General features: G+C 62.4%; 18 protein-coding genes and 1 other RNA gene. 8 read left to right on the top strand and 11 right to left on the bottom strand.

What is annotated here, in order from left to right; genetic code table 11:
• Nucleotides 1-2: 2 nt before the first annotated feature.
• The 8 genes from ACTIGF_RS04340 to ACTIGF_RS04305 all read right to left on the bottom strand — a co-directional run bounded on the left by ACTIGF_RS04340 (nt 3) and on the right by ACTIGF_RS04305 (nt 7,980).
• Nucleotides 3-1,913: a secretin N-terminal domain-containing protein gene (locus ACTIGF_RS04340; protein WP_439635700.1), complete on the bottom strand. Its 1,911-nt coding sequence runs from the start codon at nt 1,911-1,913 to the stop codon at nt 3-5.
• 242 nt (nt 1,914-2,155) lie between these two features.
• Nucleotides 2,156-2,644 carry a hypothetical protein gene (locus tag ACTIGF_RS04335; RefSeq protein WP_439635699.1) on the bottom strand — a complete coding sequence of 163 codons (489 nt, stop codon included), beginning with the start codon at nt 2,642-2,644 and terminating at the stop codon, nt 2,156-2,158.
• Nucleotides 2,641-3,225: a hypothetical protein gene (locus ACTIGF_RS04330; protein WP_439635698.1), complete on the bottom strand. Its 585-nt coding sequence runs from the start codon at nt 3,223-3,225 to the stop codon at nt 2,641-2,643. The genes ACTIGF_RS04335 and ACTIGF_RS04330 overlap by 4 nt, the downstream gene beginning before the upstream one ends.
• Nucleotides 3,222-4,271 (bottom strand): hypothetical protein, encoded by a 1,050-nt coding sequence (locus ACTIGF_RS04325; RefSeq protein WP_439635697.1) that lies wholly within the window; start codon nt 4,269-4,271, stop codon nt 3,222-3,224. Before ACTIGF_RS04325 ends, ACTIGF_RS04330 begins: the two co-directional genes overlap by 4 nt.
• Nucleotides 4,225-5,271: a hypothetical protein gene (locus ACTIGF_RS04320; RefSeq protein ID WP_439635696.1), complete on the bottom strand. Its 1,047-nt coding sequence runs from the start codon at nt 5,269-5,271 to the stop codon at nt 4,225-4,227. Before ACTIGF_RS04320 ends, ACTIGF_RS04325 begins: the two co-directional genes overlap by 47 nt.
• On the bottom strand, nt 5,268-6,017 hold the full coding sequence (locus tag ACTIGF_RS04315; protein WP_439635695.1) for a type II secretion system protein: 750 nt from the start codon (nt 6,015-6,017) through the stop codon (nt 5,268-5,270). Before ACTIGF_RS04315 ends, ACTIGF_RS04320 begins: the two co-directional genes overlap by 4 nt.
• 8 nt (nt 6,018-6,025) lie before the next feature.
• A complete protein-coding gene (locus ACTIGF_RS04310; RefSeq protein ID WP_439635694.1) occupies nt 6,026-7,054 on the bottom strand; it encodes a glycosyltransferase family 2 protein in 1,029 nt (342 codons plus the stop codon).
• A complete protein-coding gene (locus ACTIGF_RS04305; protein WP_439635693.1) occupies nt 7,051-7,980 on the bottom strand; it encodes a sulfotransferase family protein in 930 nt (309 codons plus the stop codon). The genes ACTIGF_RS04310 and ACTIGF_RS04305 overlap by 4 nt, the downstream gene beginning before the upstream one ends.
• A 153-nt stretch (nt 7,981-8,133) precedes the next feature.
• Here ACTIGF_RS04305 and ACTIGF_RS04300 point away from each other — a divergent pair, with 153 nt between their 5' ends.
• The 8 genes from ACTIGF_RS04300 (at nt 8,134) to ACTIGF_RS04265 (ending at nt 15,924) form a co-directional block, all read left to right on the top strand.
• A complete protein-coding gene (locus ACTIGF_RS04300; protein ID WP_439635692.1) occupies nt 8,134-11,685 on the top strand; it encodes a glycosyltransferase in 3,552 nt (1,183 codons plus the stop codon).
• 79 nt (nt 11,686-11,764) lie between these two features.
• The gene (locus ACTIGF_RS04295) at nt 11,765-12,079 is read left to right on the top strand and encodes a DUF4164 family protein (protein ID WP_421860369.1); all 315 of its coding nucleotides are present in this window, start codon (nt 11,765-11,767) and stop codon (nt 12,077-12,079) included.
• The gene (locus ACTIGF_RS04290; protein WP_375548207.1) at nt 12,076-12,480 is read left to right on the top strand and encodes a cell division protein ZapA; all 405 of its coding nucleotides are present in this window, start codon (nt 12,076-12,078) and stop codon (nt 12,478-12,480) included. The genes ACTIGF_RS04295 and ACTIGF_RS04290 overlap by 4 nt, the downstream gene beginning before the upstream one ends.
• A 34-nt stretch (nt 12,481-12,514) precedes the next feature.
• A non-coding RNA gene (ssrS, locus tag ACTIGF_RS04285) (6S RNA) lies at nt 12,515-12,674 on the top strand.
• A gap of 20 nt (nt 12,675-12,694) precedes the next feature.
• The gene (locus ACTIGF_RS04280; protein WP_439635691.1) at nt 12,695-13,270 is read left to right on the top strand and encodes a 5-formyltetrahydrofolate cyclo-ligase; all 576 of its coding nucleotides are present in this window, start codon (nt 12,695-12,697) and stop codon (nt 13,268-13,270) included.
• Nucleotides 13,271-13,363: 93 nt separating this feature from the next.
• On the top strand, nt 13,364-14,149 hold the full coding sequence (locus ACTIGF_RS04275) for a hypothetical protein (protein WP_439635690.1): 786 nt from the start codon (nt 13,364-13,366) through the stop codon (nt 14,147-14,149).
• 107 nt (nt 14,150-14,256) lie between these two features.
• Entirely contained in the window at nt 14,257-15,027 is a 771-nt protein-coding gene (locus ACTIGF_RS04270; RefSeq protein WP_439635689.1) for a ferredoxin--NADP reductase, read from the top strand.
• Between the two features lie 78 nt (nt 15,028-15,105).
• Nucleotides 15,106-15,924 carry a TIGR00282 family metallophosphoesterase gene (locus tag ACTIGF_RS04265; protein WP_439635688.1) on the top strand — a complete coding sequence of 273 codons (819 nt, stop codon included), beginning with the start codon at nt 15,106-15,108 and terminating at the stop codon, nt 15,922-15,924.
• Here ACTIGF_RS04265 and fghA read toward each other — a convergent pair whose 3' ends face one another.
• The 3 genes from fghA to ACTIGF_RS04250 are packed head-to-tail and all read right to left on the bottom strand — an operon-like array spanning nt 15,925 to nt 18,332.
• The gene (fghA, locus tag ACTIGF_RS04260) at nt 15,925-16,761 is read right to left on the bottom strand and encodes an S-formylglutathione hydrolase (RefSeq protein WP_439635687.1); all 837 of its coding nucleotides are present in this window, start codon (nt 16,759-16,761) and stop codon (nt 15,925-15,927) included.
• A gap of 4 nt (nt 16,762-16,765) precedes the next feature.
• Nucleotides 16,766-17,257, bottom strand: coding sequence for a YaiI/YqxD family protein (locus ACTIGF_RS04255; protein WP_439635686.1), 492 nt, complete (start codon nt 17,255-17,257; stop codon nt 16,766-16,768).
• On the bottom strand, nt 17,220-18,332 hold the full coding sequence (locus ACTIGF_RS04250) for an S-(hydroxymethyl)glutathione dehydrogenase/class III alcohol dehydrogenase (RefSeq protein ID WP_439635685.1): 1,113 nt from the start codon (nt 18,330-18,332) through the stop codon (nt 17,220-17,222). The genes ACTIGF_RS04255 and ACTIGF_RS04250 overlap by 38 nt, the downstream gene beginning before the upstream one ends.
• Nucleotides 18,333-18,453: the final 121 nt, after the last annotated feature.

Raw genomic sequence — 18,453 nt, 5'->3', positions numbered from 1 at the left:
CCCTAGTCTTGCGCCGGGTCTTGATTGGCCGCTACGCCGCCCGCGGCGCGAATCTGGAAGGGTTCACTGGGCGGCAACAGCGTGCCATTGGCTTGCGTCTGGTTCTCGAAACCTGAGTTCAGTGCGCGCACCAGAGTGTCCACCACCTGTTGGCGGTCACTGCGCGTATCCAGCACGAAGGGCGTGACGAGAACCACCAGCATGGTGCGCGTGGCGCTCAGGGTCTCACTGCGGAACGGAGCGCCCAGGACCGGAACGTCCTTGAGCAGCGGTATGCCGGAATTGCCGCGCGTGAAGCGGTTCTCGATCAGGCCGCCCAGGACCGCCGTCTGGCCGTCTTGCAAAGACATCTGGGAAATCATGGACCGGGTGGAGATGAGCGGGCTCGAGATCGCGGAACTGTTGTTCGCTTCGGCGGCGCTGGTCTCCTGAGAAATCTCCAGATCGATCCGGTTGCCCGAATACACACGGGGGGTGACGCTCAGCAGAACGCCCGTTGAACGATACTGGACAGTTTGCAGAACATCCGTCGAGCCGCTGGACTGTGAGTTTGCAGCACGCTGGGTGGTGATGATCGGCACATCATTGCCGACCTGCACAGTGGCTTCAGTGCCTGAGCGCGCCACGATGCGCGGTGTGGACAGCACATTGATCTGATTGCTGCTGGCTTCTGCACTGGCGGTCAGGGTCACCTGGCCCGTTTCAACCGTGCCGGAAAAACTGCCATTGCTGGTCAGGTCCGCCCGGAAAGTCGGCGCAATTTCAGAGTCAAACACCGCATCAAGGCCATAGGAGGAGTCATCTGTGAGCGTGACTTCGGCGATGGTCACCTCGATCATGACTTCCGGAACGGGCGTGTCGAGCTGGCGCGCCAGAGTCGTGAACTCGTCAAATTCGGACTGAGTGCCGTAGAAAATAACGCGATTGCCCTGCTCGTCGACAGTCATGTTCTCAAAGGACTGAGCCGGACCTTGTCCCCCACTTTCGCCCTCAGAGGACGATTCGTTGCGCGCAGGGGCGCCCGATTGTCCGGAACCCGTCCCCAGAACGCCCGCAATAATGCTGGCGAGCGCAGACGCTTCTGTATTCTGGGCTTGATAGACATGGGGTGAGCGCACTTCAGCGTTATACGCTTCACGATCCAGACGAACTGCGAGCGCCAGGGCGTGATCGGCCAGCTGGCGATTGGACGCGAAGATCATGATCTGGTTGGTGAACCCGAGCGGCAACAGGGTCAAGGATCGCGGCGCGTTGACGCCGACGCCGACGATATAGCCTTCAAGGGTCAGGATTTGCCCCATGGACGTGGCGAGCTCCAGCGCTTCCCAATTGCGCAGGCTGACAGTCACGACCTGAGTGCCTGCAAAACGCAGCTCATCCATTTGTTGGATAATGGCGTTCGCCGCATTCACGTCTTCGCCCAGCCCGCTGAGCGTGATCGTATTCAGGTTGCGATTGGAATTGATGGTCAGCACGTCCCGGTCAGGAAAAGCCTGCCGGAGAATCTGTTCCATGTCGGCCGCGTCGATCGCCTGAAGTTCAATGAACTGGACGACCGGGCGCAGACTGGAGGGAACGTTCGAATGCGCGCGGGCACGGACGAAGCGAGGCATTTGCGAACGCAGTTCTGACAGTTCGACAACGCGGAACAGCCCGCCCTCGCTGTTATAGGTCACGCCCAGCCCGTAATCTTGCAGGGCCTGTTCCACCAGCGTGAGGAAGGTGGAGGCTTCCATGTCGTTCACGCTTCTCAGCGAGATCACTTCCTCACGCTCAGCAACGTTTGGCCCAAGGCTGAACGGTTGTTCGAGGATGTCGCTGAAAACTGTGTTGATGAACACCGGCAGAGGTTGAGGCGGCAGCGTGACGTTGATCGGAGATGTCGGCAGATTCGGTGCGTCTTGACCGCTCATCTCGCCGCCGCTCCGCTGCTGGCGCAAAGTCGGCACAGTGCTGCGCGTAACCAGCGGCCCCTGCTGTTGCGGAACATAGGCGTCTTCATCCGCGTCAGAAACGGCGTCTTGACCGTCTGTTCGCCCCTGTGAGGCTACGGAATCTGGCAAGACAAGCCACTCAGGGCGGCTTGGTCCGCCTTGTGTCGCACAGCCTGTGGCGAACAGCGCGGTCGCGCAGACGAGTGAAATGCGATGTGCGTTCATTGTGTGTCAGGCTCCGCCTTGAAAACCTCAATACGACGAGATTGCTCGCCCTTGATCAGAAGGACTGAAGTCGAGTCGATATTTTGAATGATCCAGCCGTCGGCCAGCTGATCCCCGATCTCGCGCACCTGCGCCCCCTCGCCGTCACCATAGAGAAAGATCCGCCAGACGTCTTCCCGTTTGACGAGGGCTGAAAGCGACGGATCATTCAAGGATTGTTCGAGTTGTTCGAGGGTTTGCGCAGCGCCAGAGGGCTCGGTTTCGACATCGGTCATGCGCAGGCGCGCGTCCGGAAACAGATCGGATCGGTCGATCACATGCACAAAGCGATCAATATCGTCAGAAGCGGCGAGCTGCGGCGTATTCAGGCCTGAGCTGCGTCCTGACGGGGCGGGACCGTTCTGGTCCACGCCATTGAGCACCCCGGCCAATAGAGCGAGGCAGGCGGCGAGGGCGGCGGCCAGCAATCGAAAGCGTGATGTCATGACGCGGCCTCCGGCGTTTGGATGCGTGCGGGGGCCTGGATGCGTATGTCGAGCGCGCCGTTGCTGCGTCGCCAGTTGAAGCGCGTGATGACGAGCTGATGATCGGTCCGGCTCAGCTCTTGAAACAGCGCCAGGAATTGCCCGTCCGTGTCCCGCGCCGTCAGAGAGATTTCGAAGGTCTGGGCTTCAGCGCCCAGAGCGTCCGGCGCTGATTCCACAGCGACTCTGATGCGGGTCAATTCGGCGTTCCGGGCCGCGCGCTCCACAGCGCCTTGCAGTTGCGCCGCGACAATGCCGTTCGTATCGCCTTCCCAGAAGCTGTTCTGGGTTTCGCGCAGCTGCGCTTGCAGATCCCTGGCTTGCTCGACCCAGTTCTGGTCGTTGAGCAGGCTGAGCTCCAGGCGTCGCGCACGCTGCACTTCTTCAACATCCTGGCGCAGGCTGGAGACGCTGGCGCTGAGCTCGCCCAGGCCCCAGAGCGCAAGGATAAGGACAAGGGCTGCGAGGCCGGCCATCGCCCGCGGCGTGGCCTGTTCTCGAAGTTGGCGGCCCCAACGACTCTCACGCATGGCTTGGATCATTGCGCGCTCTCCAGCTGGGCGGTCAGAAGCCATTCACCGCGACCGCGTCCAGGTTCCAGACTGACGCTGTTCATGAGTGGATTGTTCTCCATCGTACGAACCAGCTCTTCCGGGGCGAAATCACCATCCGCGTGAAGATTCAGCGACAGAAGGGCATCATTCTGTTCAAAGGCGTCCAGTCTGATGGAGAAGCGGGCGAGTTCTTCGCTGACGCTGGCCAGCAGCTCGGCTGGGTGACGACGATTGAGCGCCTGGGCGTATAACGCCAGTTCATTGGATGCCGATTGCGCGGTCAGTCGCGCCGTTCCGATTTCAGCGGTTTCTTCAGACAGGGCGGCCAATTCGGTGCTGGCCGCAGCATGCGTTCGGCTCAGTTGAGCCCATTGTCCCAGCAAATAGAGGCCGGGTACGGCGATGCAGACCAGGGCCAGGGCGGTCATATCGCGAAGGCTGATGGATTTAACCCTGTCCAGTAGCGCGGTGTATGGCTGAGCATGCGCGGGACGGTCGGTCAGGACGAGGTCTTCAGGCGCGGGCCGGATCTGATCGGCGCCGGCTGACCGCGTCATCCGCAAGAAGCTGGCCCAGTCAGCGTCGCCAGGCTGGCTTGGCCACCACCGGCTCGCTCGCAACTGACCGTCGCGCCAGACCTGGCCTTCGTATCCGTCAATCGTCGTCATCAGACGTGCGCCGTCCTGCAAGGGCGGATGCAAGACTGTTTCGGGCAGGATTTCGCCCTCAAACTCGGTCAAATCGGCTGTGAGGGTTTTCGGCCAGCTCCATACGCCGATCTGATCGTCTCCCCAGTCAAAATAGAAATCCGGGTCGGCGATCGGGGTGCGAGCGCGGGCGCTGAGCTTGGCGGCTTCATAACGGCGCAGGCTCTGCCCGCCGGGCAAGGCGTTCATGGTTTCAAAATGGCAAAGCGCACGGCTGATGACGACCCGTTCGCCCAGGATCAGACGTTCAACAGGCCCACCCCGGCGTTCGACGCCGCGCCTAGCGCTCAGTACGGATTGAGGTCGTTTGGGGAAGCGGCGCGACATCGTCGATTCTCTCAATTCGCAAAATGTTTTGCGTATAATCTCCCCCAATAGCGTACTTGCTGTGAACCACAAAGGGCGAGATCAGGCTGTTGGGTGTGAGTTCGATAACCGTTCGCTGAGCCATGCCCGCTTCCGGCGTGTGTGAGACCAGCGTCAGGATGGGCCCGGGCGCAGTCAGCGTGCTGAGAGGGTCACGGACGATGTCAAATGCGTCCGCGCCAATCTGGGCGAAATGCGTATACGACGTCGTGGCGAAGTTGGTGTGCGCCTCAGTGATGGCCTCAGGACTGGCCTCCGGCATTAAAAGCCCCAGCAGCGCTTCGGATGTCAGCCTGGGGTTGAGCCGATCAGTCCTGCGCGTCCGCATCGTCAGCAGCAAGCGTCCAGCATCGTCACAAACCGGAGAATCCTCCCAGTATTTGATTGCGCACAGCTCCAAGGCGTCCCGCAGGGGTTTGTTGGCGGGCAGGCCAGGTTGATCATAATCTGACGCTTCAGCGCCGCTGAGCGTTCTCAGATCATCTTCATCCTGATAATCGCGCAATGTGGCCGCATATCTCGCATGATCAGTCCTGGGGACGCCAAAAAGTGACAGAATGTCAGAGATATAGGCCGGGTCCGAGCTGGCCGCGTTCAGAAAGCTCTGATCATCGTAAAGCCGGATGATGACAGGCGTTGGCAGGCCGATCTGGTACGGGCTTCCATTGGCGCGAACCACAGATGAGTCCGGACTTGATGCGCTGGACCCCATAGCGAGCAGCGTGACATCGCTCTGAGAACCGATCGCTATTCCATCAACCGCCATGGGCTCTGTGAGCATTTCGTAGATCAGGGATTGCTCAGCGGAAATGAGCGAGGTCCGGGACCGGACTTGATCTGAAAGCGCGGTGATGGTGCGCGTTGAGCTGCGAACCTGTTCGGCCGCAATCGCCGCGACCAGGGCGATCACGATGATGGCGGCGAGCGTCAGAGGCAGCGCATATCCGGTTCTCGTCGTCATGGCTCGAGCGTGCCCAGCATGTCCTCAATCCGTGGTTTCGGCGGGGCGGTCGCCGGGACTTGAAAAACGATGTTGTGCGCCTCTCCGTTCGGCAGCTCAATTTCGGCGCGGACCGCCAGCGGCAGGACCTGGAAGTAGGATTGGCCGGATCGCGAGCGAAGTCCGGACTGAAACGGCCATTCAGAGCGCCACGCCCTGGCCGTCGGCTCGCCCGGTCGGGCGACGAAGCCGACCCGCTGTTCCGCTTCGGGGCCGTAGTATGAAAAACGACCCTGAGCGCCGGGCCAATATGAAACTCGAAACTCGCCTGAGCCGTCTTCATAAATCATCGATACGCCGTCTCGTTCATTGTCTAGACGAAGCGCATATCTCTGCGCGCCCGGACGCTGGGTCGTGACAGGGAGACTGGTGAGCGCGCTGAACTGTGTGTCGTCGCCCGTAAACACGCCGGGTTCGTTCGTATACTCGGCGCGCGTGTTCTCCACGGCCCGGCGGACGCCGGCCAGGGTGATGTAATCTTGGGACGCGTTGCGGGCGGCCTGTTCGATCCGCAAACCATTCGACGTCGAGGCGCGGACGGTTTCCAGAACCGTCGCGGTCAGGATCGCTGTGACCGCGAGCATGATGAGGACTTCAATCAGCGTGTACCCGGCGGAACGGTTCATGGTCATCCAGATCGGTTCAAGAGCGCCCTTCAGGCAATAGCACGGCTTCAAAAGGGTTTGAACGCACTCGGCCTGAGTCATGTGCATTGTTAATCGCGGCTGGAGACCCGCTCGCCTTTCCCGGTGAGCTTGGCGCCGCGCCGTGTCACCAGAACCGGAGACCAGATCATGGCCCGCATAAGCGAGGCGAGGGACCCGGTTCTGATGGGGCGCAAGGCTTTGCGCTGGCTCATCACGGCGCCCAGGCCCTTCCAGGCGGCGCCATAGGCGCGTTTGAGATAGTTGCGTCGCTCGGTGTCAGCCCGCAGATAGAGATAAAGATTGATCGCCAGGTGAAGTGGCGTCAGGACCGGCAACAACGCCGCCGGCGTGTTCTTGAAAAAGACCCAGATCCGGTTCCGGTGGCCGTGAAACAGGGTGAATTCCGAATGTCGGCCCGTGGTCCCAGAACCGGCATGATAGACGATGGCGTCTGTAAGCTGGATGCAGATCTGTCCGGTCAGGCGGACGCGGAAACCGTAATCCACATCTTCGCAATAACAAAAAAAGCGCTCGTCAAACCCGCCCAGCTCCAGAAAGCGCGCCCGGTCATAGAAGGCGGCGGCGCCGCAAGGCGCAAACGTTTCGCCTTCTGCAGGGGTCTCGCTCAGCGGTCGTCCCTCCAGAGCCCGCCAGGCCACGCCGCCCGCATACCAGACATCGCCCGCGCCATCGAGGATGTCCGGTTCATCCAGCCTGAGCTGCGTGGACCCGAAAGCCGGGCAGTCCGGCCAGCGTCGTGCGCCGTCCAGCAAGGCGTCCAGCCAGTTCGGCGCGACGCGCGTATCCGGGTTCAGCAGGGCGATCCAGCGCGCCTGTGACGCGCGGGCCGCGCGGTTATTGCCGCCTGCAAAGCCCAGATTCTCGCCTGGGCGATCAATGCGGAACCGGCTGTCCGGCAAGGTCAGCGCATCAACTGCGCCGTCCGTGGAGGCGTTGTCCACGATCACCGCTTCAAAGTCGGTGAAGCTTTGCGCCGCCAGCGCATCCACACACGGCTGCAGAAAGTCGCCGCTGTTATAGGCGACGATGATGACCGTGATTGTCGGGGAGGTCCGGACGGAAGGGGTGTCGGTCATGCCGGTCCACCCAGCAACGGCCGATCAGCGGAGAGGCTTTCAAAGCGCTCGCGGATGTAGCGCTCGCCCTCTTCGCGTTCTTGCGCCGTGGTGCTCCGTGTCTCTGTGATGGCGTCGTAAAGCGCCTCCGCCTCGCTGAAATTCTCCAGCTGGTCCAGCGTATCGCGAATATCGCTCTGATGGGTGCCCGACGAATTCAGGCGGCGGTTCAGGAAAGCGGTGCACTCCGAGCATGATGGCTCGTTCAGAAATGCGCAGATATTTTCCATAAGCGCTTCGGGGTCAGATTGCAGACGATCAAAGTCGACCCTGAACACACGGCCAGGTCCAAGCGCTCTTTCTGCGTTCCAGGCGGCGCGCACATGGTCCATCCAGATTTCCAACGCCGCTTCGCGTTCGGTGGCGACGCCGCCCGCCACATCAAATTTTTCCAGCGAGGCGATGACGCCCTGAGGCGCGCGCAGATGAAACAGGAATTGCGCCTGGGGGAACATCCGGGCCAGCGCCCAGGTGTAGAACGTGTTGATCGGCGCGCCGTCCACCCAGCGTGTCTTGGGGTGATCTGGATCGAGACGGATATGCAAGAACTCAGGATCCGCCAGCTGGTCGGCGCTGGGGCGGCCTTCCTCGCCATACTTGTCCTTGAGCCGTCTGGCGAAGGCGTCATGAACCACGGCGTCGATGGCGCGTCCCTTGTGTTCAAGAAACGCATCGAACGGGAAGCTGACATTGGAGAGATGTGAGAACTCTCCGCGTTCGGACCCCAGTCTGAACGATTGCAGGCTCGCCACGGTTTCCGCCGCGATCCAGGCCGTCTCCGGCATGGGCTGAATGTCGGGATGCTGGCCGAGCGCCCAGGTCATCACTGAAGTGCCCGAGCGCGGCGCGCCAATGATGAAAACGGGCCGGGGCGATGACGTGGACATGCGGGACGCGCCTGAGGCAAGCAGTAATCTGCACTAAGGCAGCGTGTTTAGCATTTTTCACTTCAGGCGCAATGAAGCGCACACTTCTCGTCTTGACGGGGCGGCCCCGATAAGGGCTACACAGTTGCGCATCACACGGCGCTGGCGGGACATATGACGGAAAACACTTCAACGGCGATCATGGTTCTGGGCATGCATCGCTCGGGGACTTCAGCGCTCACACGGATCCTGAACATTCTCGGCGCCGATCTGCCTGAGGATGTGATCCCGGCCAACGCTTACAACAAGTCCGGCTATTGGGAGCCCACGGGCGTGGTCGCCCTCAACGACGCCTGGCTGGTGAAAGCGGACGCGGCCTGGGATGCGCCCTTCTTGCAGGACGAGGCGCTCCATGAGGCGCTGCCGCGAAACGCCGTCAAGACGGCGGCGGACACACTCCGGACAGCGTTTGGCGAAGGCCATGACCTGATCGCCGTGAAAGATCCGCGCTGCACGCTTTATGCGCCCACCTGGCGGCAGGCGCTGGAGCGGGCGGGCTATGCGCCGGCGCAATTGCTGATCCACAGGGATCCGGCGGAAGTGGCGCAATCGCTGGCGCACCGCGACAAGTTCACCGCTGATGAAGCGGGGCTGTTATGGGCCTGGTACAGCCTGAAAGCGCTCAAGGCGTTTCAGTCTGATGGCGGGGCGGTGGTCAGCTATTCAGCTTTGCGCCAGGATTGGCGGGCGGTCATTGAAACGGTGCGTTCGGGTCTTGGTCTTGACGGGCTCAAGGTGACCCCGGACGCCGCATCTCAGGTTGATGCTTTTCTCAAGGAACCGCGGTCTCGCGCTGAGGCTGATTTCAGCGCTGGCGTAGCTGAGATTCTCACCGAGATCTCCGATTTGCACGACAAGGCGGAAGCCGGAAGCCTGTCAGACGATCTGGGCGCTGTGGAAGACGAGGTCTTGCGCCGCGCCGGCCAAAGCCGCGCCGCCATTTTGCGCGTCCGGGCCGAGGGTCACAAGCAGGTCGCAAAAATTGAACGCGAGCGCGACAAGGCGCGAGAGGCGCAAAAGCAGACCGAAGCGACTCTGACGGAGGAACGCGACCAGGCGCGCGCCGCATTTGAGAGGGCGGAAGAGGAGAAGCAGGCGACTTTAACCCAGCTCCTTAACGCCTCGAACGCTTTGGGGAATTTGAGGAATGAGAACTTAAGCCTCTCCTCGCAGATTTCCGAACTGGTCAGTGATTTCAAAGCGCTCGAAATCTCTGTTCGCGCTTATCAGGAGCACGCTCAATCGCTGGAAAATGAGCTGGAGAATACCCAGGCTGATTATGTCGCGGCCGATTCCGAACGCCAGGCTTTGCGTGCGGAGGCCATGCGCCTGAAAGCCATCGAGGACAGCTCGATCTGGAAAGCCACCACGCCTTTACGGGCTGTGATGACGCGCCTTCCGGGCGTCCGAAACCTCATCCGGCGCGGTTTGAAAGCTGCCTGGTGGACGGCGACCGGGCAGATGGGTGCGCGCTTGCGCGCCCGCAAGGCGTCACAGCTTGCCGCCCAGCTTGATGCTGCCCGCGCCCCGGAGAACGGTGCGCCCGCAAATTCTCCCCGCTCACAGATCAAGACTCTCAACAGTGTGCTCACTGAAGAGTTTGGCGATGCGGCGAGTTATATCCCCGAACTGATCAGCCGGTACGATCTCGCCTTCCAGTCGGAAGGCCAGCCGCCGATCAAGACTGTGGTGGGTGATGAGGCCGCGCGCAAACTGGCGGAGCGTCTGGCCAAGATTGCAGCCAAGCGGCCCAGGGCGCAGACGCCTGACGTCTCCATCATCATCCCGGCCTATAATCAGATTTCCTACACGCTGGCCTGCATTGAAAGCGTTTTCGCGAGCCATCCGAAATCGAGCTTTGAGATCCTGGTGGGCGACGATCAGTCCACCGACGGCACCCAGGCGGCGGCCAAGGTCTCGATGGATCATGTGCGCTGGGTGCGCCATGAAACCAATCAGGGCTTTGTGGGCAATTGCAATCTGACCGCCGAACAGGCGCGTGGTCGGCATGTGCTGATGCTGAACAATGACACCCTGGTGCTTCCCGACTGGCTGGATACGCTGGTGGAGACGCTGGACGCCGACCCCAAGGTCGGTCTGGTGGGATCCAAACTGATTTACCCTGACGGGCGCTTGCAGGAAGCGGGCGGGATTTTCTGGCAGGACGGTTCAGCCTGGAATCTGGGCCGGTTTGACCACCCCCGGCGCCCTGAGTTCAGCTATGCCCGGGATGTGGATTACATCTCCGGCGCCTCCATCGCGCTGCCCCGGGCGCTGTGGGACAAGCTGGGCGGCTTTGATGATATTTTCCGCCCGGCCTATGCCGAGGATGCCGACCTGGCGTTCCGTGTGCGCGCCGAAGGGCTGCGCACTGTCTTCCAGCCGCGCTCCATGCTGGTCCATTTCGAAGGCGTGAGCTCGGGTACGGATCTGGCGTCCGGGGCCAAGGCGTGTCAGGTGAAGAACCTTGAACAATTACGCGATCGCTGGTCGAACGTGCTGGCCGCGCATCGCCCCAACGGGCGGCAACCCGAGCGCGAAAAAGAACGCGGAATTCAAAAGCGTATTCTTTTCATCGACATGACGACGCCTGAGCCCCAGCATGATGCAGGCTCTCTGGTGGCGGTGGAGACGATGCGCGCGCTCCAGGCGCTGGGCTACAAGGTGACGTTCGTGCCGGTCGACAATTTCTTGTGGACCAAGACCTATTCCGCGCCTCTGCAGGCGATGGGCGTCGAGACGATCTATCACCCGTTTTATTCGCGCTTCGAGCCGTTCATCACGGCGCGCGGAGCCGAATTTGACCTGGTCATGATACACCGCTTCGCCGCCGCAGAGCGGGTGATGGGCGCGGTGCGCACGCATGCGCCGCAAGCCAAAATCGCCTTCATGCCGGCGGATCTCCATTTCCTGCGTGAACATCGCGAAGCTGAATTGGCTGATGATGCGCTGGCGCAGGACGCGGCGGCGCAGACCAAGCGTCGCGAGCTGGCGATCATCCGCTCTGCAGATGTCGTGTTGCCGCATTCGGATGCTGAAATCGCATTGCTGGACGAGGAAACGCCCCAGACGCCGGCTTTCAAATTGCCGCTGATCCATGATCCTGAACCGATCCCGGCCGGATTTCATCGCCGCGAGGGCATCGGCTTTCTGGGCGGATTCGGGCACCCGCCGAATGTGGACGCCGTTGACTGGTTCCTGTCGGAGATCTGGCCCGAAGTGCGCGCCCAGAAACCGGATGCGCGTTTTGTCCTGGCGGGCAGCAAGATGCCGGACCGTTTCAAGGCGCTGGACGGCAAGAACGGCGTGAAGGTGTTGGGTTTCGTTGAAACGGTCGATGAATTCTTCGGTCAGATCCGCGCCTCTGTGGCGCCGCTGCGCTATGGCGCGGGCGCCAAGGGCAAGGTCGCAGCCAGCCTGGCGCTCGGCACGCCTTGCGTGTCAACGATGATCGGTGCGGAGGGCATGGGTCTGACCCCCGGCGTGGACGTGCTGGTGTCTGATGACCCCAAAGGCTTTGCGCGCCATATCCTCGCCATGCTTGAGGATGAAAACCGGTGGAATGACGTACGCCAGGCCGGCGTTGAGTTCGCCCGTCGGGAGACCTCGCGCGAGGTCGTTCGGGCGCGATTGTCAGACATGTTGGCGCAGTTGAAGCTGAGCTGAGGGCCGGGCGCAGAGATTCTTTCAGGCTCGCCCTGTCACACTGCTTGAACTTTTGCCGTTAAAGACGGATTTTAAGGGCATGAGTGCGCCTGAACCTCCTGCCGCCGACGATCCGTTGGCTGATGCTGTCGACCGGCTGAACCGGGCCGTGTCGCGTGTGGGCGCACGGCTGGAAGACTATCAGCTGCGTCTGAGCGCCGCCGCGGGCGATGTGGAGGCGGCGCGTGATCTCGATGATGACCGCGCCCGCCTGGCGGCCGCGCTGGATGAGGCGCAAGCGCGTGAAGACGAGCTGCAGGCCGCAGCGACCGACGCCGCGCAGGCGCTCGACGCCGCCATGAGCGATCTGCAAACCCTGCTCGCCGCAACCGATGATGCAGAGGAGACGGCGTGAGCAAGGTCACCATCTCCCTGAACGGGCGCGCCTTCACCATCGGTTGCGAAGAAGGCCAGCAGGCCTATCTGCGGGAGCTGGCTGGGCATCTGGACACGCATGTGCGTGATCTGGCGAACAAGGTCGGGCAGATCGGCGATGTGCGCCTGCTGTTGATGGCGGCCCTTATCGTCACCGATGAAATGCGTGAGGCGCGCGGCAAGGTCGATGAGCTGGAAGATACGGTGCTCGACCTCAAGGGCAAGGTCTCCCAGGCGGACGCCCGCCGGCGCGCGGACCGCGCGCGGGCGGCTGAAGCGCTGATCAGCGCCGCCGAACAGCTTGAGACCATGACCGGGACAGGGGCCGCGGCGGGCGTGACGACTGCGCCGGTGGAGCCTTCAGATGGAGAAAGCGCTTGAGCGCGGGCGATCTCGCCCCCATCTATATCAGCGGCGGTAGCTGGACCGTTCGGCAGGTCTTAACATCCCGAGGACCTTACATCTCTGAGAGGGAGCTGCCTCTGGACTGGACCGTGGTCCTATCTAAGCGGCGCCCACCTGGTTTACCGGGTCATCAGGGTTGGAAAACGACCACCGGCGGAATTGGCGCCGCCACCTTGCCTTTCCACCTCTCATGCTGACGGCCTGGCGCAAAACAAACGCCAGGCGCGCGGCGCGGACCGCGCGGGCGGCGGCCTACGCCAAAGAGCCCGACGCCGGGCGCAGGCTGGTCGAACATTTCCCCGACAGCCTTTGGCCGAAAGTCCGGCAAGTGGTGGCGGGCTACGCCGCGATCGGCGACGAGATCAACCCTCAGACCTTGCTTGAGACCTTCGCGCTGGAGCAGGCGCGCATCGCCTTGCCGTGCGTGGTTGCGAAGGATCAGCCGCTGACATTTCGCGGCTGGACGCTCGACCAGCCTCTGGAGCGTGGACCGTTCGGCACGCGAGAGCCTGCAGCCTCCTCTCCTGAACTGACGCCGAGCTTGATTCTTGTCCCCCTCGTCGGGTTTGACCTGAAGGGGCGACGGCTGGGCTATGGCGGCGGGTTTTATGACCGGACGCTGGAAAAGCTGAAACAATCGGGTCCCTTGACCGTGGTCGGACTGGCCTATGCCGCGCAAAAACTGGCCAAGGTTCCCGCCGAAGCGCACGACATGCGTCTCGATTGGGTCGTCACGGAGCAGGGCGCTCACCAGATCGCCTCCTGAACCGCATTACAAAGCGGCAAGCTGGCGTCCACGGCATTGACCCCAAGCCGGCCGGATGTCTGACTTGCGGTGCAAAACCAAGCGGCGGAATGAATGAACGCGCTCGCCTCTCCCGATTTGTCGGCGGTCTCCCTGTCGAGACTGACCGGCGAAATCAGTCCGACTGTGCTGAAATGGGCGTCGGGCGCTGTGGCCGCGGCGTTGCATCTGGGGCTCGGCGCTGCGGCGCTGTATCTGCTGCATGCGCCGAACCCGCAGCCGCTCCCCGATCGCACGATCCATCTGACGATGGTGACGGTCCCCGAAGTCGAGCCTGAGCCCGTTGAGGAACCAGAATCCAGCGTCGCGCCTCAACCCGTCCCGGAGCCGGTGCAAGATGGGCCAGCGCTCACGTCTGATGCAGCGCTTGTCGAACCTGCTCCTGCGCCTCAGCGTCAGGCCGAGGCTGCAACTGCGGCCCCTTCGCCACCCTCTGAACCGGCGCCGCAACAGGTGCTGACGGCGGAAGGCGGACAAGCGGGCTGGGCGCCGGATGCGGGACCTGCCGTCAGTGAACGCAAGGCCGGGGCCTTGCGCGGCCTGCTCTGTGCGGGCGGTTCTGAGCATACGCGCGCCGCAGCCGGCTGCGATCCGGCGGCGCAAACCGATCCCAATGGCTACGCCGCCTATGCGGATGCTGCAGGCATCGCGCAAATCGAGGCGGCCTTCGGCCCGGTCGAGAGCCTGGGCTATGCGGGCGGCTCCACCGTGGATCTGGGGAGCTTCGCCCTGCCCGGGCAGGTCAATAACAACCAGCCCCATTATGTCTCCGGCGTGCATTCGGTTTTTGGCCAGCTGCCAGTGTCCGACAAGGTCCGTGATCCCGGCTTCGGCGACTGATCGGGATGATCCGGGGCGTGACCGCGCGCCGCAGTGCGAACCATTGGCAAGAAGCCGCCCCCGGCCTAGAACGCCCTCACTTATCAACTTCAGAAAGCGAGACGGCGATGGGCGCGTTTACGGAAGAGGAAGTCATTGCGGTCCGGCATTACACCGACCGATTGTTTTCATTCCGGGTGACACGCCCGCAAAGCTTCCGTTTCCGCTCGGGCGAGTTTGTGATGATCGGCCTGATGGTCGATGGCAAACCGCTGCTGCGCGCCTATTCCATCGCCAGCCCGGCCTGGGATGAAGAGCTTGATTTTTATTCGATCAAAGTGCCGGACGGCCCGTTGACCAGCCAGCTGCAGCATATCCAGCCCGGCGATACCATCCTGATGGGCAAGAAGTCTGTCGGCACCCTGGTGCTCGATGCGCTGGAGCCGGGCAAGCGGCTCTATCTCCTGTCCACCGGCACCGGCATCGCGCCCTTCGCCTCCGTGATCCGCGATCCCGAGACCTATGAACGCTTTGATCAGGTGATCCTGACCCATACCTGCCGCGAGGTGGCCGAGCTGACCTATGGCAAGGAGCTGGTCGACGCCGTGCGCGAAGACCCGCTGGTGGGCGAGTTTGTCGGCGACAAGCTGGTCTATTATCCGTCCGTCACCCGCGAAGAGTTCGAGCGCAAGGGCCGGATCACCCAGCTGATGGATGACGGCGTCATCTATGACGAGCTGGGCGTCCCGCCGCTCAACCCCGACACCGACCGGGTGATGATCTGCGGCTCCATGGAGATGCTCAACTCGTGCAAGGAGCGGTGTGACCGCGCGGGTCTGAAAGAAGGCTCCAACGCGCGTCCGGCCCAATATGTGGTCGAAAAATCGTTTGTGGGCTGACGCCCGGCGCAGGCCATCGCTGGCCTAACAGGCTCGCTTCGCCTATATCCGCACGCCTGAGCAAGGATAGGCGGTTTCATGCGTATTGCGTTTTTTGGCGATGTAGTCGGCAAGTCGGGCCGGGACGGGCTGTGCGAGGCGTTGCCTGATCTTCGCAAACAGCTCCAGCTCGATTTCGTCGTGGTCAACGCCGAGAACGCGGCGGGCGGCTTCGGGATCACCGAAAAGACCGCCAACGAGATGTATGATGCGGGCGCAGATGTTCTGACGCTCGGCAATCACGCCTGGGACCAGTCTGAAACCCTGTCGCATATTGAGCGTGAGCCGCGCCTGCTGCGCCCGGTCAATTATCGCGAAGGCACGGCGCCGGGGCGCGGAGCGGGGCTTTATGACCTGCCGGACGGCCGCCGGGTGCTGGTGATGAACGTGATGCTGCGCCTGTTCATGCAGCCGCTGGAAGACCCGTTCGCCTCGGTCAGCCATGAGATCGATTCCTGCCCGCTGGGCGCGGTGGCGGACGCCATCATCGTCGACATGCATGGCGAGGCGACGAGCGAGAAGGTGGCGCTGGGCAATTATTGCGATGGCCGCGCCAGCCTGGTCGTGGGCACCCACACCCATGTGCCGACTGCCGATCATCGCATCCTGCCCAAGGGCACGGCCTATCAGACCGATGCGGGCATGTGCGGCGATTATGATTCCGTCATCGGTATGGTGAAGGACGAGCCGATCAATCGCTTCGTCACCCATATGCGCTCGGGCCGCTTCACCCCGGCCTCGGGCGAGGCGACCGTGTGCGGGCTCTATGTGGAGACCGATGACGCGACGGGGCTGGCGGTGCGCTGCGAGCCGATCCGCGTGGGCGGCCAGCTCGCAGAGATCATCCCCGAGGTCTGATCAGAGCCGTTCGCTCAGCCACCGCAAATGGTCTTCCATGAAGGTGGCGATGAAGAAATAGCTGTGATCATAGCCGTCCTGGCGGTGCAGCGTCAGCGGCTGGCCGGCCTTGCGGCAGGCTTCTTCGAGCAGTTCAGGTTTGAGCTGTTCAGACAGGAACTGATCGCCTAGCCCTTGGTCCACCAGAATGCCGGCCTCGCACCGCGCGCCGTCTTCAATGAGGGCGCAGGCGTCGTATTGGCGCCAGGTCTTCAGATCATCGCCGAGATATCCGCCGAGCGCTTTCTGACCCCAGGGGCAGTGGATGGGTGAGCTGATGGGGGCAAAGGCGCTGATCGCCTTGAAAAGGTCGGGGCGCTTCAGGCCCAGGGTCAGCGCGCCATGCCCGCCCATGGAATGGCCCGTGATGGCGATGTCTTCCAAATCCAGGCACGGCGCGGCCTCGCCCGCGACCTTCAGAAGTTCGCCGGTGACATAGCTTTCCATGCGGTAGTGTTTGGCCCAGGGCGCTTGCGTGGCGTCCACATAGAAGCCGGCGCCAGAGCCGAAATCATAGCTCTCATGCTCGCCCGGCAGATCGAGACCGCGCGGCGAGGTGTCGGGGGCCAGGAAGGCGAGGCCCAGCTCGGCGCAGACGCGCTGGAAGCCGCCCTTGTCGGTGACATTGGCGTGGGTGCAGGTCAGGCCTGACAGATAAAGCACGACCGGAACCGGGCCGTCTTCCGCGGCGGGCGGCAGGTAGAGCGAGAACGTCATGTCCGTGCCGGTTTCCTTGGACTGATGGGTCCAGACCTGCTGGCGGCCGCCAAAACTGCGGTTTTCGGATTTCAGTTCCATGGGCTTATCGTCCTCGTTTGAGATCCTGGAACAGGCGTTCGAGCCCGTTGAGAAAGTTCGACCGGTCGCGGGGGCCGAACGGCTTGCCGCCGCCCCCTTCCATGGTTCCGGCGCTGCGTAGGTCCGTCATCAGATCGCGCATGGCGAGTTTCGACCCGATGGAGTGCGAGTCAAACTCTGTCCCGCGATGATCAATCGCCTTGCCGCCCGCCTTCAAACATCGGTCGGCCAGGGGAATGTCCCCGGTGATGCAGATATCGCCCGGCCCGATCCGCTCGGCGATCCAGTCGTCGGCGGCGTCCGCGCCTTCCGGTACGATCACCAGCTCCGCCCATTGGCTTTGCGGGCGGCGCAGACCGCCATCGCACACCAGCTTGACCTCGGTGCGATGGCGTTCGGCCACCTTGATCGCCTCATCCTTCACCGGACAGGCGTCAGCGTCGATGAAGAGCGTCAGATCAGAACTCCACGACCGAGCGTATGCTTTCGCCTGCATGCATCAGGTCGAAGGCGGTGTTGATGTCGTCGAGCGGCATCTTGTGCGTGATCAGGCTGTCGATATCGATCTTGCCGTCCATGTACCAGTCGACGATTTTCGGCACATCGGTCCGGCCGCGCGCGCCGCCGAAGGCTGACCCTTTCCAGACCCGGCCGGTGACCAGCTGGAAGGGGCGGGTGGAGATTTCCTGGCCCGCCTCGGCCACGCCGATGATGATGCTCTCGCCCCAGCCGCGATGGCAGCATTCCAGCGCCTGACGCATGACGTTCACATTGCCCGTGCAGTCAAAGCTGTAATCCGCGCCGCCGCCGGAAATGTCGAGAATGGCCTCGACGACCTTGTCCATGCCTATTTCATTGGGATTGATGAAGTCGGTCATGCCGAACTTTTCGGCATGGGCGCGCTTGGCCGGGTTGATATCGATGCCGATGATCTTGTCCGCGCCGACCATGCGGGCGGCCTGGATCACATTCAGGCCGATGCCCCCGAGGCCGAACACCGCGACATTGGCGCCCGGTTCGACGCCGGCGGTGAAGATCACAGCGCCAACGCCCGTGGTGACGCCGCAGCCGATATAGCAGACCTTGTCGAACGGCGCGTCCTCGCGGATTTTCGCCAGCGCGATTTCGGGCATGACGGTGAAGTTCGAGAAGGTCGAGCAGCCCATATAATGGTGGATCTTTTCACCATTCAGGCTGAAGCGCGACGTCCCGTCCGGCATCAGGCCCTGGCCCTGGGTGGAGCGGATCGAGGTGCACAGATTGGTCTTCTGGCTCAGGCAGCTTTTGCACTGGCGGCATTCCGGCGTGTAGAGCGGGATCACATGATCGCCCGGCTTCACGCTGGTCACGCCTTCGCCGACTTCACGTACGATCCCGGCGCCTTCATGGCCCAGAATGGAGGGGAAGATGCCTTCGCTGTCCTTGCCGTCGAGCGTGTAGGAATCGGTATGGCAGACGCCGGTCGCCATGATCTCGACCAGGACTTCGCCTGCGCGCGGCCCTTCAAGGTCCACCTCATGGATTTCAAGCGGTTTGTTGGGGGCGAATGCAATTGCGGCGCGGGTCTTCATGAAAGCCTCCTCAAGAATGGGCGGTCTGATCGACGGCGTATGGCGTCTCCAGATACGCGTGCAGGGGGACGGCGGCAAGGCGAGGCGCAGGATGAATTCAGGATATGCCCGAACCCAGCAT

The sequence above is a fragment of the Oceanicaulis sp. genome (assembly GCF_051859625.1).
Classification (GTDB): Bacteria; Pseudomonadota; Alphaproteobacteria; order Caulobacterales; family Maricaulaceae; genus Oceanicaulis.
This window is presented reverse-complemented; position numbering and strand designations above follow the sequence as displayed.